Origin of the sequence: Candidatus Dechloromonas phosphoritropha (genome assembly GCA_016722705.1) — a bacterium.
GTDB lineage: Bacteria > Pseudomonadota > Gammaproteobacteria > Burkholderiales > Rhodocyclaceae > Azonexus > Azonexus phosphoritrophus.
On sequence record JADKGN010000004.1, the window covers coordinates 1,733,416 to 1,749,039 of the forward strand.

General features: G+C 60.2%; 11 protein-coding genes and 1 pseudogene. 5 read left to right on the top strand and 7 right to left on the bottom strand.

Annotation, left to right across the window (positions count from 1 at the left end):
• Positions 1–30: 30 nt before the first annotated feature.
• The 4 genes from scpA to IPP03_14240 are packed head-to-tail and all read left to right on the top strand — an operon-like array spanning position 31 to position 6,789.
• Positions 31–2,181 carry a methylmalonyl-CoA mutase gene (scpA, locus tag IPP03_14225; protein MBL0353746.1) on the top strand — a complete coding sequence of 717 codons (2,151 nt, stop codon included), beginning with the start codon at positions 31–33 and terminating at the stop codon, positions 2,179–2,181.
• A 6-nt stretch (positions 2,182–2,187) separates the two neighbouring features.
• On the top strand, positions 2,188–3,198 hold the full coding sequence (meaB, locus tag IPP03_14230; GenBank protein MBL0353747.1) for a methylmalonyl Co-A mutase-associated GTPase MeaB: 1,011 nt from the start codon (positions 2,188–2,190) through the stop codon (positions 3,196–3,198).
• 33 nt (positions 3,199–3,231) lie between these two features.
• Positions 3,232–4,767, top strand: coding sequence for an acyl-CoA carboxylase subunit beta (locus IPP03_14235; protein MBL0353748.1), 1,536 nt, complete (start codon positions 3,232–3,234; stop codon positions 4,765–4,767).
• 21 nt (positions 4,768–4,788) lie between these two features.
• Positions 4,789–6,789 (top strand): acetyl/propionyl/methylcrotonyl-CoA carboxylase subunit alpha, encoded by a 2,001-nt coding sequence (locus tag IPP03_14240; GenBank protein MBL0353749.1) that lies wholly within the window; start codon positions 4,789–4,791, stop codon positions 6,787–6,789.
• A 69-nt stretch (positions 6,790–6,858) separates the two neighbouring features.
• On the opposite strand, the gene IPP03_14245 is transcribed toward IPP03_14240, so the two are convergent.
• From IPP03_14245 to lysA, 6 genes and pseudogenes are all read right to left on the bottom strand, one after another.
• The gene (locus IPP03_14245) at positions 6,859–8,391 is read right to left on the bottom strand and encodes a hypothetical protein (GenBank protein ID MBL0353750.1); all 1,533 of its coding nucleotides are present in this window, start codon (positions 8,389–8,391) and stop codon (positions 6,859–6,861) included.
• A 61-nt stretch (positions 8,392–8,452) separates the two neighbouring features.
• Entirely contained in the window at positions 8,453–8,800 is a 348-nt protein-coding gene (locus tag IPP03_14250; protein ID MBL0353751.1) for an IS30 family transposase, read from the bottom strand.
• 144 nt (positions 8,801–8,944) lie between these two features.
• Positions 8,945–9,968, bottom strand: a pseudogene (locus tag IPP03_14255) (transposase).
• An 86-nt stretch (positions 9,969–10,054) separates the two neighbouring features.
• Positions 10,055–10,806 (bottom strand): IS5 family transposase gene (locus tag IPP03_14260; GenBank protein ID MBL0353752.1). Its coding sequence is split into 2 segments (ribosomal slippage): positions 10,055–10,485 and positions 10,485–10,806, totalling 753 coding nucleotides; the frame shifts between segments, so codons are not numbered across the junction.
• A 109-nt stretch (positions 10,807–10,915) separates the two neighbouring features.
• The gene (locus IPP03_14265; protein ID MBL0353753.1) at positions 10,916–11,509 is read right to left on the bottom strand and encodes an efflux RND transporter periplasmic adaptor subunit; all 594 of its coding nucleotides are present in this window, start codon (positions 11,507–11,509) and stop codon (positions 10,916–10,918) included.
• Positions 11,506–12,768 carry a diaminopimelate decarboxylase gene (gene lysA, locus IPP03_14270; protein ID MBL0353754.1) on the bottom strand — a complete coding sequence of 421 codons (1,263 nt, stop codon included), beginning with the start codon at positions 12,766–12,768 and terminating at the stop codon, positions 11,506–11,508. Before lysA ends, IPP03_14265 begins: the two co-directional genes overlap by 4 nt.
• A gap of 206 nt (positions 12,769–12,974) precedes the next feature.
• On the opposite strand from lysA, the gene cyaY reads away from it, so the two are divergent.
• Positions 12,975–13,292, top strand: coding sequence for an iron donor protein CyaY (gene cyaY / locus IPP03_14275; GenBank protein ID MBL0353755.1), 318 nt, complete (start codon positions 12,975–12,977; stop codon positions 13,290–13,292).
• Here cyaY and IPP03_14280 read toward each other — a convergent pair whose 3' ends face one another.
• Positions 13,293–15,557: a penicillin-binding protein 1A gene (locus IPP03_14280; protein MBL0353756.1), complete on the bottom strand. Its 2,265-nt coding sequence runs from the start codon at positions 15,555–15,557 to the stop codon at positions 13,293–13,295.
• Positions 15,558–15,624: the final 67 nt, after the last annotated feature.

A 15,624-nucleotide genomic window follows, 5' to 3' on the forward strand; every position in this document is an offset into this window, starting at 1 on the left:
TTGAAAAAATCGAATCGGCGAGGGAGTGTAATGTCTGAAAAGTTCTTTGATTCCAATAACCTGGATGCTTGGGAAAAGTCGGCGGCAAAGCACTCGCCGGGCGGCGACGTCAGGAATCTGGACTGGAATACCCCCGAGGGTCTTGCGGTCAAAGCCTTGTATACCAAGGCGGATATTGAAGACCTGCGGTTCGCCGACACGTTGCCCGGTTTTGCCCCGTATCTGCGCGGGCCGCAGCCGACGATGTACGCGGTCAAGCCGTGGACCATCCGCCAGTACGCCGGCTTCTCCACCGCCGAGGCCTCCAATGCCTTCTATCGCAAGGCCCTGGCTGCTGGCGGTCAGGGTGTTTCGGTCGCTTTCGATCTGGCGACGCACCGTGGCTACGATTCCGATAACGCCCGCGTCACCGGCGACGTTGGCAAGGCCGGTGTGGCGATCGATTCGGTCGAGGATATGAAGATCCTGTTCGACAGCATCCCGCTCGACAAGGTCTCGGTATCGATGACGATGAATGGCGCCGTGCTGCCGATTCTTGCTGGTTACATCGTTGCCGCCGAGGAACAGGGCGTGGCGCAGGACAAGCTGTCGGGCACCATCCAGAACGACATCCTTAAAGAATTCATGGTGCGGAATACCTATATCTATCCGCCCAAGCCGTCGATGAAGATCATCGCCGACATTTTCGGCTACACGGCGCAGCACATGCCGAAGTTCAACTCGATCTCGATTTCCGGTTATCACATCCAGGAAGCCGGGGCCAACCAGGCGATCGAACTGGCTTTCACGTTGGCTGATGGCATGGAATACGTGCGTACTGGCGTCGCTTCCGGCATGGACGTCGACACTTTTGCCGGCCGCCTGTCCTTCTTCTGGGCCGTCGGCATGAACTTCTATCTGGAAATCGCCAAGATGCGTGCCGGCCGCCTACTTTGGCATCGCATCATGACCAGTTTCAATGCCAAGAGCCCGAAGTCGATGGTGCTGCGCACGCACAGCCAGACCTCCGGCTGGTCACTGACCGAGCAGGACCCGTACAACAATGTCGTGCGCACGACCATCGAAGCGATGGCTGCAGTCTTCGGCGGCACCCAGTCGCTGCACACCAATGCGCTCGACGAAGCCATCGCGCTGCCGACCGAGTTCTCGTCGCGCATCGCCCGTAACACCCAGTTGATCATCCAGGAAGAAACCCACATCACCAACGTCGTCGATCCGTGGGCCGGTTCCTACATGATGGAAAAGTTGACCCAGGACATGGCCGACAAGGCCTGGGGCATCATCGAGGAAATCGAGGCGATGGGCGGCATGACCAAGGCGGTCGAGTCCGGTTGGGCCAAGATGCAGGTCGAAACCTGCGCCGCCGACAAGCAGGCGCGCATCGACTCCGGCAAGGACGTCATCGTCGGCGTCAACAAGTACAAGCTGGCCAAGGAAGATGCCATCGATATTCTCGATATCGATAACCATGCCGTGCGTGATTCGCAAATCGCTCGTTTGAACAACATCCGGGCGACGCGTGATACGGCTGCGGTTTCTGCCGCACTTTCCGCGTTGACCGCAGCAGCCGAGTTGGGCAACGGCAACCTGCTCGACCTGACCGTCAAGGCGATGCGCCTGCGCGCCACGGTGGGTGAAGTATCCGATGCGTTGGAAAAGGTCTTCGGCCGCTTCCGCGCCAATAACCAGACCATTTCGGGTGTGTACGGAGGTGTTGTGGAAGGATTGGAAAGCTGGGAAGCCATCAAGGCCGATATCGCCAAATTTGCCGAGGAAGAAGGCCGCCGGCCGCGCATCATGATCGCCAAGCTCGGCCAGGACGGTCACGACCGCGGCGCCAAGGTAGTCGCTACCGCGTTTGCCGACCTCGGCTTCGATATTGACATGGGCCCGCTCTTCCAGACACCGGAAGAAGCTGCCCGCCAGGCCATCGAGAACGACGTGCACGCCATCGGCGTTTCATCGCTGGCCGCCGGCCACAAGACGTTGCTGCCCGAGTTGGTCAAATCGCTGCAGGCGCAGGGTGCGGACGACATCATCGTCTTTGCCGGCGGCGTCATCCCGGCGCAGGACTACGACTATCTTTACAACGCTGGCGCCAAGGCGATTTTCGGGCCCGGCACGCGGATCGAGGATTCGGCCGTCAGGGTGCTGGAAGAAATCCGCAAGGCGCGCGGCTAAGCCGGGATGAAGTTGAGCGAGGTTCCGGTGTCGGCTCATTCGCTTTCGTCCGTTGACCAGAAGCTGGTCGTCGGAGTGCTCGCCGGCCAGCGGCGGGCGCTGGCCAAGGCCATCACACTGATTGAGTCGACACGTACCGATCACCAGCAGCGGGCGCAGCAGGTTTTGAACACGCTGCTGCCGCAAACCGGCGGCGCCATCCGCATCGGTATCTCCGGCGCCCCGGGGGCCGGCAAGTCGACCTTCATCGAGGCCCTTGGCGTCTGGCTGATCGAGCAGGGCAAGAAACTGGCCGTGCTGGCTGTTGATCCTTCTTCATCCGTTTCGGGCGGCTCCATCCTTGGTGACAAGACACGTATGGAACTGTTGTGCCAGCGCGAGGAAGCCTTTATTCGCCCCAGCCCATCGGCCGGTTCGCTCGGCGGTGTGGCCGAAAAGACACGTGAGGCCATGTTGCTGTGTGAGGCGGCCGGCTTCGACGTGATCATCATCGAAACCGTCGGCGTTGGCCAGTCGGAAACGACGGTGGCCGGCATGGTCGACATCTTCTGCCTGCTGCAATTGCCGAATGCCGGCGACGACCTGCAGGCGATCAAGAAAGGCATCGTCGAGATTGCCGATCTGGTGGTCATCAACAAGGCCGACATCGACCCGCGCGCGACAGCGGTGGTACGCGCCCAGTGGCGCAATGCACTGCACATGCTGCGCCCGGCCTCGCCCAACTGGGCGCCGCCGGTCATTGCATTGTCCGCGCTGCACAAGGAAGGCATCGTCGAGTTCTGGGAACAGATCGAGAAATACCGGGACACCCTGAAGCCGACTGGCGAGTTCGCCGCCAAACGGCAACATCAGGCGCTAAGCTGGATGTGGCAACTGATCGACTCCGGCTTGCGCCAGTATTTCCGCCAACATCCGCGCGTGCGGGCAAACCTGCCGGCATTGATCCGGTCCGTCGAACAGGGCCATACGACCCCCGCGGTGGCGGCCCATGCGCTTCTCGACTATCTGAAACACTGATTCTAATTACCCGAACTACTTAGGGAGTTTTCCATGATCGACATCATCCGCCAGCTGGAAAAAAAGCGTGAACTGGCCCGCCTCGGCGGTGGCCAGAAGCGTATCGACAGCCAGCACAAAAAGGGCAAGCTCACTGCCCGTGAACGTATCGAGCTGCTACTTGACCCGGATTCCTTCGAGGAATGGGATATGTTCAAGGAACACCGCTGCGTCGATTTCGGCATGGATAAGGCCGAGAAGACCCCGGGCGATGGTGTTGTGGTCGGCTACGGCACCATCAACGGCCGTCTTGTCTTCGTCTTTTCGCAGGACTTCACGGTTTTCGGCGGCTCGCTGTCCGAGACCCATGCCGAGAAGATCTGCAAGGTCTTGGATCATGCGATGAAAGTTGGCGCTCCGGTGATCGGCCTCAATGACTCGGGCGGCGCGCGCATCCAGGAAGGTGTCGCCTCGCTCGGTGGCTATGCGGACGTTTTTCAGCGTAACGTGATGGCGTCCGGCGTCGTGCCGCAGATTTCCATGATCATGGGCCCTTGCGCCGGCGGTGCGGTCTACTCGCCGTCGATGACCGATTTCATCTTCATGGTCAAGGATTCGTCGTACATGTTTGTGACCGGTCCGGAGGTGGTCAAGACCGTCACCCATGAAGACGTCACCGCCGAGGAACTGGGCGGTGCCATCACCCACACCAGCAGATCAGGCGTCGCCGATCTGGCATTCGAAAACGACGTCGAAGCCCTGTCCATGCTGCGTCGCTTCATGAATTTCATTCCGGCCAACAACAGGGAAAAGCCACCCCATACGCCGACCAACGATCCGGCTGTCCGCATGGATTACTCGCTTGACACGCTGGTTCCGGATAACACCAACAAGCCGTACGACATGAAGGAATTGATCATCAAGGTCGTCGATGACAACGATTTTTTCGAACTGCAGCCCGACTACGCCAGGAACATCATCATCGGCTTCGGCCGTATTGACGGTCACCCGGTCGGTATCGTCGCCAACCAGCCGCTGGTGCTGGCTGGCTGTCTCGATATCAAGTCGTCGATCAAGGCCGCCCGATTCGTCCGCTTCTGCGATGCCTTCAACATACCGGTCGTTACCTTCGTGGACGTTCCGGGCTTCATGCCGGGCACCACTCAGGAGTACGGCGGCATCATCAAGCATGGCGCCAAGCTGCTCTACGCCTACGCCGAATGCACCGTACCCAAGGTGACGATCATCACCCGCAAGGCCTACGGCGGCGCCTACGATGTGATGTCGTCGAGGCACCTGCGCGGCGATGTCAACCTCGCCTGGCCGTCTGCCGAAATTGCGGTCATGGGTCCGAAGGGAGCGGTCGAGATCATCTTCCGCGTGGAAAAGAACGATGTTGCCAAGCTGGCCGGACGCGAAGCCGAGTACAAGGAAAAGTTCGCCAACCCGTTCGTCGCCGGGGCGCGCGGTTTCATCGACGACGTGATCATGCCGCACGCTACCCGAAAGCGCATCGCCCGTTCGCTGGCTATGTTGCGCGACAAAAAGCTCGAGAATCCGTGGCGCAAGCACGGCAACATTCCGCTGTAAGCCTCAGGGAGAAACAGAAACATGTTCAAGAAAATTCTGATCGCGAACCGGGGAGAAATCGCCTGCCGCATCATCAAAACCGCCCACAATATGGGCATCGCCACAGTCGCTGTCTATTCCGAGGCCGACAAGGACGCGCTGCATGTCGATCTGGCTGACGAAGCGGTCTTCATCGGCCCGTCTGCGTCGAAAGAATCCTATCTGGTCATGGACAAGATCATCGACGCCTGCAAGCAGACCGGCGCGGAGGCGGTCCATCCGGGTTATGGCTTCCTGTCCGAGAACGCCGAGTTCTCGCGCCGCCTTGAGGAAGAAGGCATCAAGTTCATCGGCCCGAAGCATTACTCGGTCGGCAAGATGGGCGACAAGATCGAGTCCAAGAAACTGGCGCTCGAAGCCAGGGTCAATACCATCCCGGGGTACAACGAAGCCATTGCCGGTCCGGATGAAGCGGTCAAGATCGCCCAGGGCATCGGCTATCCGGTGATGATCAAGGCGTCTGCCGGCGGTGGTGGCAAGGGCCTGCGTGTCGCTTTCAACGACCAGGAAGCGCACGAAGGTTTTACCTCCTGCGTGAACGAAGCGAAGAACGCCTTCGGCGATGACCGCGTCTTCATTGAAAAATACGTGCTGGAACCACGTCACATCGAAATTCAGGTGCTCGGCGACTCCTTTGGCAACTACGTTTATCTGAACGAGCGTGACTGCTCGATCCAGCGTCGTCACCAGAAGGTCATCGAAGAGGCGCCGTCGCCCTTCGTCGATCCGGTGATGCGCAAGGCCATGGGTGAGCAGGCTGTGGCCCTGGCCCGTGCCGTGCAGTACGAGTCGGCCGGCACGGTCGAGTTCGTCGTCGGCGCCGACAAGAACTTTTACTTCCTGGAAATGAACACTCGCCTGCAGGTGGAGCACCCGGTCACCGAACTGATTACCGGCGTCGATCTGGTCGAACTGATGATCCGCGTTGCTTATGGCGAAAAACTGCCGCTGACGCAGGACGAGGTCCGGCTCGACGGCTGGGCGATGGAATGCCGGATCAATGCCGAAGATCCGTTCCGCGGCTTCCTGCCCTCCACCGGTCGTCTGATCAAGTTCCAGCCACCGAAGGAAATCCCGGGTCAGGTGCGGGTCGACACTGGCGTCTATGAGGGCGGCGAAATCTCGATGTTCTACGACTCGATGATCTCCAAGTTGATCGTCCATGGCGCCACCCGCGAGCAGGCGATTTCGCGCATGCGTGACGCACTGAATGCCTTCGTCATCCGCGGTATTTCCTCGAACATCCCGTTCCAGGCGGCGCTAATGCAGCATCCACGTTTCCAGTCCGGCAATTTCAACACTGGCTTCATTGCCGAGGAATACCCCAAGGGCTTCGATGCCTCGATGGTGCCACACGATGACCCGGTGCTTCTGGTGTCCGTGGCAGCTTACGTCTATCGTGCCTACACCGACCGCGGCGCTTCCGTTTCCGGCCAATTGCATGGGCACGAACGCATGGTCAGCGACAAGTGGTGTGTGGTGCGCCTGCACCGACGTGGTAACGAAAAACATATGGTCATTGCGCGGCCGATCCTGGGTGGTTACCATGTCGAGTACAAGGGTGAGAACTATGAAATACGCTCCGACTGGAAATTGGGCGAGTCGCTGTTCAACGGAACCTGCAACGGTGAGGAATTCACCCTGCAGGTCGAGCGCCGCAAGACCCGGTACGTTCTCTTCCACTGGGGCGCCCACGCCAGCTTCATGGTTATGAGCGCCCGCGCCGCGGAACTGCTCGCTCTGATGCCCGAGAAGCTGCCACCCGACCTCTCCAAGTACCTGCTCTCCCCGATGCCCGGCCTGCTACGCGAAGTGGCGGTCAAGGCCGGTCAGGAGGTCAAGGCCGGTGAGAAACTGGCGGTCATCGAAGCGATGAAAATGGAAAATATCCTGAGGGCAGACCAGGATTGCAAGGTCAAGAAGATCTCTGCTGCCGCCGGCGAAAGCCTGGCGGTCGATCAGGTCATCATCGAGTTCGAATAGCCCGGGATTCGGTCGTTCCCGACGGTCGACTGCGTCGCCAAGGCCCGTCTCCGGACGGGCCTTGTGCGTTCACGGAAGCTTACATGCGTAATGTATGAAGTTGCTGCCGCGGTCGACAATCTCGGTGGGAATTACTTGCTCGACCGAGCAATCGGCGAGGTCGAGGCTGACGCTGAGACGGGCGCCGGCGTCCGCGGGTAGGACCAGGGAGATACCCCACTGGTGCCGCAGGACGAAGGCCGGAACCCGCACCAGCCTATCGCCCTTGGGAGCGAGGCGCTTTAGATTGCAGGCCTCGGCTTTCTCGTCATACCATCTCAGCCGTGCCGAGAGAGTCCCGTCGTCGTCGCACTGCAGGCTGGTCATGACGCCGAGGCTGGGACTCTCACCGACAATCGCGGCGATGAGGGAGGGCGTCAGCCGGCGGCTTGCGTCGGGCCGAGGCGCAAGCGTGGCCGAACTGCCGGTGAGTTTCCAGTGTTCCCCGGGCACCGTCTGGCGGCTCTTGTTCGTGTGCAGCGGAGCTGCCTGATCGATACCGAAGACTGCCTTTCGCTGATAGACAAGCGGCTGGTCCGACTTCTGAGCGCCGACTGGATTGAGTATCCGGTTTCTTAGCAGCGCATAGGCATCCTCGCTGCCGAACACGAGTTCGATCTCGTCCCTCTTTTGCGGTGCTGTCCTGCTCGGTGGCTGAAGGTATTGCTCGAGATCACGGAGAAGGCGAATGGCTGCGGCGGCTGAAAGCGAGCGCCCGAGCTTGAGCGCCTCAGGCGACTCGCCCGCCCTGAGCAGTTTGATGCGCTGGCCAAGCTTGACCGCGATCGCGCGCAGGTTCAGGAAACGCAGGACTCCCTGTGGCAAACCGTCGTCGAAAAGAGCAGCCAGATCGACCACATAGGTTTCCGTGTTCCTGTTCGGCTCGGCCTGAAAGCTGGCCAGTTCGCGCCAGCGGCTGTAGATGCGATTGACGACCGGAAGCTGGATGGCGGTAAGGTGATAGGCATCGGCCGTGCGCATCAGGATCGCCCAGGCCAGTTGCCCCGAGATGCTTCCCTTGCCGTTCTGTGGGAAATCCGGGTCGGCCAGCGGCCGGCGCAGCACGCCGTTGGCTTCCGCGGCAGCAAGCGCCAAGAGGAGTAGATGGTCCGATATCGGAGGGCAGGTGCGGGCGGCCAGAAAGTGGCAGTACTGGGTGAGGCGGAAAGCGGTGGTGGCACGATGCAATGGCAGGGCGCGATTTGCAGGTGTGCACCGCGGGGCGAAACGCAGGTAGGCAATGCCGAATTGCATCCAGACTCGGTGAGTAACTTCAAAGGCAAGTTCTTCGCCCGCCAGCATAGGCAGGGCCTTGCGCGTGAACTGTTCCTCCATTGTGGACTGAAGCGGAACGGCGACGGTACGTAACTGGTTGAGCAGGCTCACTGCGTTTGCAGGTGGCATGGTCGAACCATCGATCGCGTGGATCTGTTCGAGCAATGTGGAGAAAAGCGCAAGTGAATCTGTTGATGCCAGCGCGCCAAGCCAGGCTTGGGCAGATTCGGCATCCTTGAAGGCGGGGTCAATATCGCGACGCGGTTCGGGCAAGCGGAGCCAATGCATGGCAAATCCTTTCTGTTGAAGCATTGACCGTCAGGGTAACGGCGCATTATGAACGGCGGATTCAAGTCTGAAGCGCAACGGTGCTATAAGGCGAGTGTAACTGCTCCATGAAGACCTGGTGAGGTGTTCTGAAGCCGAGGTATTTTCTGGGGCGATGATTGAGGCGGTGCATGGTGAAAGCGATGTCCTTGGGGGTGATGGAATCGAAGCGCAGTTTCTTTGGGAAGAACTGCCGGATAGGTCTGTTCATGTTCTCGTTGGCCCCACGCTCCCAGGAAGCAAAGGGGTGAACGAAGAAGAAGTCCGCATCCAGTTTCTTTGCTATCCGCTCATGCTGGGCAAACTCCCGGCCGTTGTCGGTCGTCAGCGTATGGACACTGGCTGCAAAAGGCATCAGCAAGGAGATCATGGCAGCCGAGATGGCATCGGTCGTCTTAGGGAAGTGCTGATCAATTCAGTGTTGCGAGGGGCTTTGTGCGATTTTCGGTGTCACTTGCCACATTGAAGGTCGTTCCGAAGTGAAAAACATTGATTTTCATGGCATTTCTGGCCTTCAGGACGCAACTTGGCTGTCAGCGCCCAACAACCAACGGCGGGCGAGCACCAGATTGGCAAAAGCAAACAGCGAAAACAGTTGCGCCGTATTCTTGGCCAAGCCCTTGTAACGCGTCTTCCTATGCTTGAAGAGATTCTTGACGACATGGAAGGGGTGCTCCACCTTGGCACGAATACGCGCCTTGGCGTATTCCACCTGTTCGACCAACCGGCCAAGTTCCGTTCCCGGCAGTTGTTTGCGCTTGCTGGGTTTCATGGCGACTTGCTATTCGACTTCGCCGCCTTGGCTCTCCGGACGTTTTTCAACGCCCTGATAGCCGGCGTCAGCAAAGGCCATCGTTTCTTCGCCATGCAACAACGCTTCGGCCTGCGAGATGTCGCTGACGTTGCCTGACGTGTGCCGATCACGGAATGGACCAGCCCCGAGTGGGCATCCACACCAATGTGCGCCACCTGTGCGACCTCGCTTCGCTCGTGACCGCATCCCGCTACGCGGGACCGCCCTACGGGCGTCCTTCGCCTTCGGCTTGTCATGTCGAAGTACCATTGCTTGCCCTTCTTGCCCTGGTGCATTTCCGGGTCGCGCTTGCCGGGAAGTGGAATGCGCTGTCGGCGCGGCGACTCTTTCTTGCCCTGGTGCATTTCCGGGTCGCGCTTGCCGGCCTTGTTCCTGGTCGAAGGCGGCGCGGCGATCAGGGTCGCATCCACAATGGTGCCTTCACGCAACAGCAGGCCTTTGGCGGTGAGGTGATGGGTAGTCGTGTTGAAAATCGATTCGCTCAGTTGATGCTGTTCGAGCAAGTGACGGAATTCAAGCAGGGTGGTGGCATCCGGGGCAGACCAATGGGCGGGCGACCCCGACCTCCGCTCTTCGGGTAAAACGGGATAAGCGATTGTGCCAATACCGACCACGGCGTGATCGCTTCTATCTCGGCAAGAAACCGGTCGCGCCGTGTCTGCTTCTTCTTCGCCGCATATTCGAGTTCGGAAAAACTTGCCTGCACGCTCGCCACCCTTACCATTTAACTCAATGGCATTTTACCACTCTCGCTCAGCATGGGAAAACGAAGCAGGAATAAATCAGCACTTCCCTAGGGTGTGTTGACAATCACGTGAGCCAGATGAAAGCTGCGGCGAGGGCGACGAAGGAAGCGAAGCGTTCGGCGAGTTTGTCATAGCGCGTGGCGATGCCTCGGAACTGCTTGATCCGGCAGAAGAAGCGTTCTACCAGGTTGCGATTTTTGTAAAGGTGCTGATCGAAACTACGCTGGACAATACGATTGCTTTTGGGAGGGATGACCGCTTGAATCTCATTCGCAGCAAGATGCTCGATGATCGCGTCTGTGTCGTAGGCTTTGTCCGCACTCAGCGAGTCGGGCAACAGATCGCCCAACAGGGGCAGCGCTTGAGGGCTGTCACCGGCTTCTCCACCGGTGAGACGAAAGCGGGCGAGTGACCCCAAGCCTTCAACCAGGGCGTGAATCTTGGTGCTCAGTCCGCCCCGTGATCGCCCAAGCGCCTGGCCACCGTTTTTTTTGGTGCACCGGCGGCATGTTGATGGGCGCGAACGATGGTGCTGTCGATGAACACCTCTTCGAAATCTGCGTCCTGCGCCAACTGGGTGAAGATGCGATGCCAGACACCACACCGCGACCAGCGAGCAAATCGTTGATAGACACTATTCCACGGCCCGAATGGGCATGGCAGGTCACGCCACGGACTACCCGTGCGAGCAATCCACAAAACCGCTTCAACGAACTGTCGATTATCGGCCGCCGTGCACCCCGGGTCGCTGGCTTTACCCGGCAACAGGGACGCTATCCGCTCAAACTGATCATCACGCAACCACAAACGTACCATCATCCTGACGCCACCCAAAAGTCAGGATATGACCCTATATCAACCTCTGTGAACAGCCTCCTTGTAACTCATTGACTGTAAACGAGGATTTCGCCGATCAATGCCATGGTCATCTATCGGATTGATTGTCAACACACCCTAGCTTGACGTAGTCGCCAGACGACACGATCTGCATCTCGATGACACCATCGAATGGCGCGATCACCTCGGTCTTGCCGACGTTGCGTTGCGACAGGCTGGCGCGCGAGCGGGCGCTTGCCAACTGGCTGCGAAGCGCGTCGCGCTGGGCGACGGCATCATCGAGCGCGTTCTTCGAGATGAAATTCTTCTGCACCAGTTCGCTCTGCCGGGCGACCACGCGCTCCTGTTGCGCCAGGAGGGCGGTGAGACGGGCAATCTCGCCGGAGTCGACGTCGGCCTGATGTCGCGCGTCGGTCGGGTCGATAAAGGCGAGGAGTTGTCCCTTCTTCACGGGTTCGCCGCTGCGCGCCAGGACCTTGGCGACCTTGCCGGCGATCTCGGCGCTGAGTGTCGGGTCCCTGACGGCACTCAAGGTGCCGAGCGTCCGCTCGCTGACTTCAAGGGCGGTGGTGTTGACCTGCGTGATGGTAATCAGTGTCGGCAGCGCGCCCTTCTTCTCGACCGGCCTGTCGCCACAGGCCGCCAGCAACAGGGCGGCCACGACGACCACGCGGCGCTTCATGCCGGTAGAAGCTGTTCGCCGGCATAGAGGTCGTCCACGGCTTCGCGCCGCCGGATCCGGTGCACCCGGTCGCCGTCGACCATGACCTCGACCGCCCGCGGCCGGGTGTTGTAGTTGGAGCTCATCGCCATGCCGTAGGCGCCAGCCGACATCACGGCGAGCAGGTCACCCGGTTGGATGTTCAACGGGCGGGCGAGGCCGAGAAAGTCGCCGGACTCGCAGACCGGGCCGACCACGTCGTAGGCGCGCCCCGCTCCCGCCCGCGGCGTTACCGGCACGATGTCGTGCCAGGCTTCGTAGAGCGCGGGGCGCAGCAGGTCGTTCATCGCAGCGTCAATGATCGCAAAATTCTTGTCTTCGCCGGGTTTGAGGTATTCGACACGGGTCAGCAACAGGCCGGCATTGCCAACCAGGCGGCGACCAGGCTCGAGGACCACCCGCAGGTTGCGGCCAGCCAGTTTGTCGAGCAACGGCGTCAGATAGGAAGCCACTGTCGGCTCGACCTGGTTATCCTTGTATTTGATGCCGAGACCGCCGCCGAGGTCGAGGTGGCGGATAGAGATGCCTTCCGCGGCCAGCTGGTCGATCAGCGCCAGAATGCGGTCGAGCGCCTCAATGAAAGGTGCCGGATCGAGCAGTTGCGAACCGATGTGGCAGTCGATGCCGGCGACTTCGATATTCGGCAAGGCGGCGGCGCGGCGGTAGAGCGCCAGCGCGCCTTCATAGGCGACGCCGAACTTGGCTTCCTTGAGCCCGGTCGAGATGTACGGGTGGGTCTTCGGGTCGACGTTGGGATTGACGCGCAGGCTGACCGGCGCCCTCTTTCCGCACTGACCGGCGATTTCGTTCAGGCGTTCCAGTTCCGGGGCGGATTCGACGTTGAAGCAGAAAATGCCGGCATCGAGCGCCATCTTCATTTCGGCAGCCGTCTTGCCCACACCCGAGAAGACGACCTTCCGCGGATCGGCACCGGCCGCCAGGGCGCGCCGCAGCTCGCCGCCGGAAACGATGTCGAAGCCGGCCCCCATGCGTGAGAACAGGTTGAGGATGGCAAGGTTCGAATTGGCCTTGGCCGCGTAGCAGACAAGCGCTCCCTGGCCGGCCGGATGGCCATTGAGGACGTCGAGAAACTCCTGCAGCGCGGCTTCGAGCGCAGCGCGGGAATAGACGTAGGCCGGCGTGCCGAATTGCTCTGCAATCGCGAGAAGGGCGACGGATTCGGCGTGCAGGACGCCATTTCTGACGGTGAATTGACTCATGGGGTGGTGGTCTTCTGGTCCGTGCTAACATCTGACGGCGGACTTGGCCATTTCAGGCTGTCGAGAACCGGTGCCGGCGCAGGGCCGGGCGGTAGCACCAAGGGGCCTTTCAGGCCGCAACCGGCGAGGCAGAGCGTCAGGAGCACGGCAACGATTCTGGACATTAATGACGAGCCAGTCAGTAAAGAAAGGGATGTTAGCACACGATGGATGATAAGGAATTCAATGCCCTGGCCGACCGGATTCTGGCCCGGATCGATGCGGCGCTGGAGGCAAGCGCCGCCGATATCGACTTCGAGTTGGCCGCCGGCGGGGTTCTTGAAGTCGAATTTGCCGATGGCAGCAAGATCATCGTCAATCGCCATGGCGCGGCCCGCGAGATCTGGGTCGCGGCGCGTGCCGGCGGCTTTCACTTTCGCTGGAATGGAGAGTGCTGGCGCGATACCCGTGACGGAACCGAACTGCTGGAAAAACTCTCGACGCTCGCCAGCCAGCAGGCCGGCGAAGTGGTCAGCCTCAGCTAATTAGTCGCTGGGCGGTTTGCTCAGGTCGGGTTCGGGTTGTGGCGTGCCGTCGGCATCATCTTCCGGCGGCTCTTCGGCGCGGACGTTTTCGGCATAGATGTAGGTCCGGTCACGGCCGCTACCATAGGCAACCAGTCCCTCCGGCGCTTCCGGTGTCTGGATTGGGACATTCTTGAGCGCGCGGCCCATGTAGCCGATCCAGATCGGTAATGCCGCGGCGCCGCCGGTTTCCTTGTCGCCGAGTTTCCGTGGCTGGTCGAAACCGACCCAGGCGCAGGCCGAGACTGTCATCTGATAGCCGCAGAACCAGGCATCGACATATTCGTTAGTGGTTCCGGTCTTGCCCGCCAGATCCTGTCGCTTGAGCGCCACGGAAGCCTTGGCGGCGGTGCCGTAGATCGTTACGCCGCGAAGCATGCTGTCCATGATGAAAGCGTTCCTGGGATCGATCGCGCGGAGCGATCCCTCGCCCGCCGGAACAGGTGCCGCCTGGGCCAGCAACACGTTCTTCTCGTTGCGGATTTCATTTACGACGTAGGGACTGATCCGGTAGCCGCCATTGGCGAACACGGAGTACGCGGTGACCATCTGCCAGGGGGTCACTGAACCCGCGCCAAGCGCCATGGTCAGGTAGGGCGGGTGCTTTGCGGCGTCGAAGCCGAAACGGGTGGCGAAGTCCTGCGCATAACGTGTGCCGATGGCCTGCAAGATGCGAATCGAAACCATGTTCTTCGACTTGGCCAGCGCCGTGCGCATCTTCATCGGACCTTCGTACCTGCCGTCGTAGTTGTGCGGCTCCCAGGCCTGCGAGCCGGTCTGGCTCGCGGAAATCACAATTGGCTCGTCATTGATGACCGTGCCCGGATTGAAGCCCTTCTCAAGCGCGGCCGAGTAAATGAACGGTTTGAAACTGGAGCCGGGCTGCCGCCAGGCCTGCGTGACATGATTGAACTTGTTGCGATTAAAGTCGAAACCGCCTACCAGGGCGCGAATTGCCCCGTCCTTTGGGTCGACCGCGACAAACGCCGATTCCACTTCGGGGAGCTGGGCAATCTGCCAACCGCCCTTGTCGTCCTTCAGCAGGCGGATGATCGCCCCGCGCTTGATGCGCTTGTTGGGCGGCGCCTTGTCGTCGAGCATTCTTGCAGCAAACCTCATGGCATCGCCGGAGAGCGTGACGACTTCGCCCCCCTTGCGGTAGGCGCGAATCTGTTTCGCGTCCGCCGCCAGCACCAGGGCAGGAACCAGATCGCCGGCATCGGCGATATCCTGGAATGCCTCGTCGATCGCTTCGTCCTGATCACTGGCAAAGCCCTTCATGTCAAGATAGGACTCGGCTCCCCGGTAGCCGTGGCGGCGGTCATAATCCATGACGCCACGACGCAGGCTGGCGTAGGCGGCTTCCTGTTCGTCCTTGATCAGGGTGGTGTAGACCTTGAGGCCACGTGAATACACATCTTCAGGGAAGCGCTCGGTGGCGATCAGCCTTGCCATTTCAGCGGCGTGCTCGGCGCGGACCGGGTAATCGCGCAGTTCGCGTTTGACCACGAGGGTTTCATGCAGAGCGGACTCATGCTGCGTATCGCTGATATAGCCAACCTCATGCATTCGCCGCAGCACGTATTGCTGCCGCATCTTGGCACGCTTGGGATTGGCGATCGGATTGTAGGCCGATGGTGCCTTTGGCAAGCCAGCCAGCATGGCCGCCTCGGCAAGTGTGATGTCCTTCAGGGGTTTGCCGTAGTAGATTTGCGAGGCAGCGGCAAAGCCGTAGGCGCGCTGGCCGAGGAATATCTGGTTCACATAGAGCTCGAGGATCTGGTCCTTGCTCAGGCTGTTCTCGATCTTGAACGACAGGAGCGCCTCGTAGAATTTCCGCGTATAGGTCTTTTCTCCCGATAGAAAGAAGTTTTTTGCGACCTGCTGCGTAATGGTCGAAGCTCCCTGCCGCTTGCCGCCACCTACTAGGTTGGCGCCGGCGGCGCGCAGGATGCCAATGTAGTCGACTCCGCCATGCTGGTAGAAGCGATCGTCTTCCGCCGCGAGGATTGCCTGTTTCATGACATCTGGAACCTGATGTATGTCTACGAGCGATCTTCGCTCTTCGCCGAATTCACCGATCAGGAAGCCATCGGCGGTATAGACGCGCAGCGGAATTTTCGGCCGGTAGTCCGTGAGCACCTCGAGCGATGGCAGATTCGGATAGGCGAGAGCGAGGATGATCATTGCCAGCGCGATGCCGATTGCCACCAGGCCGAGCAGCATGAGTAGCGGGAAGAACGTAATTCGGATAGCCAGAGGTAGAGAGCGCACGGTTGTGAGTCGGTTTGAT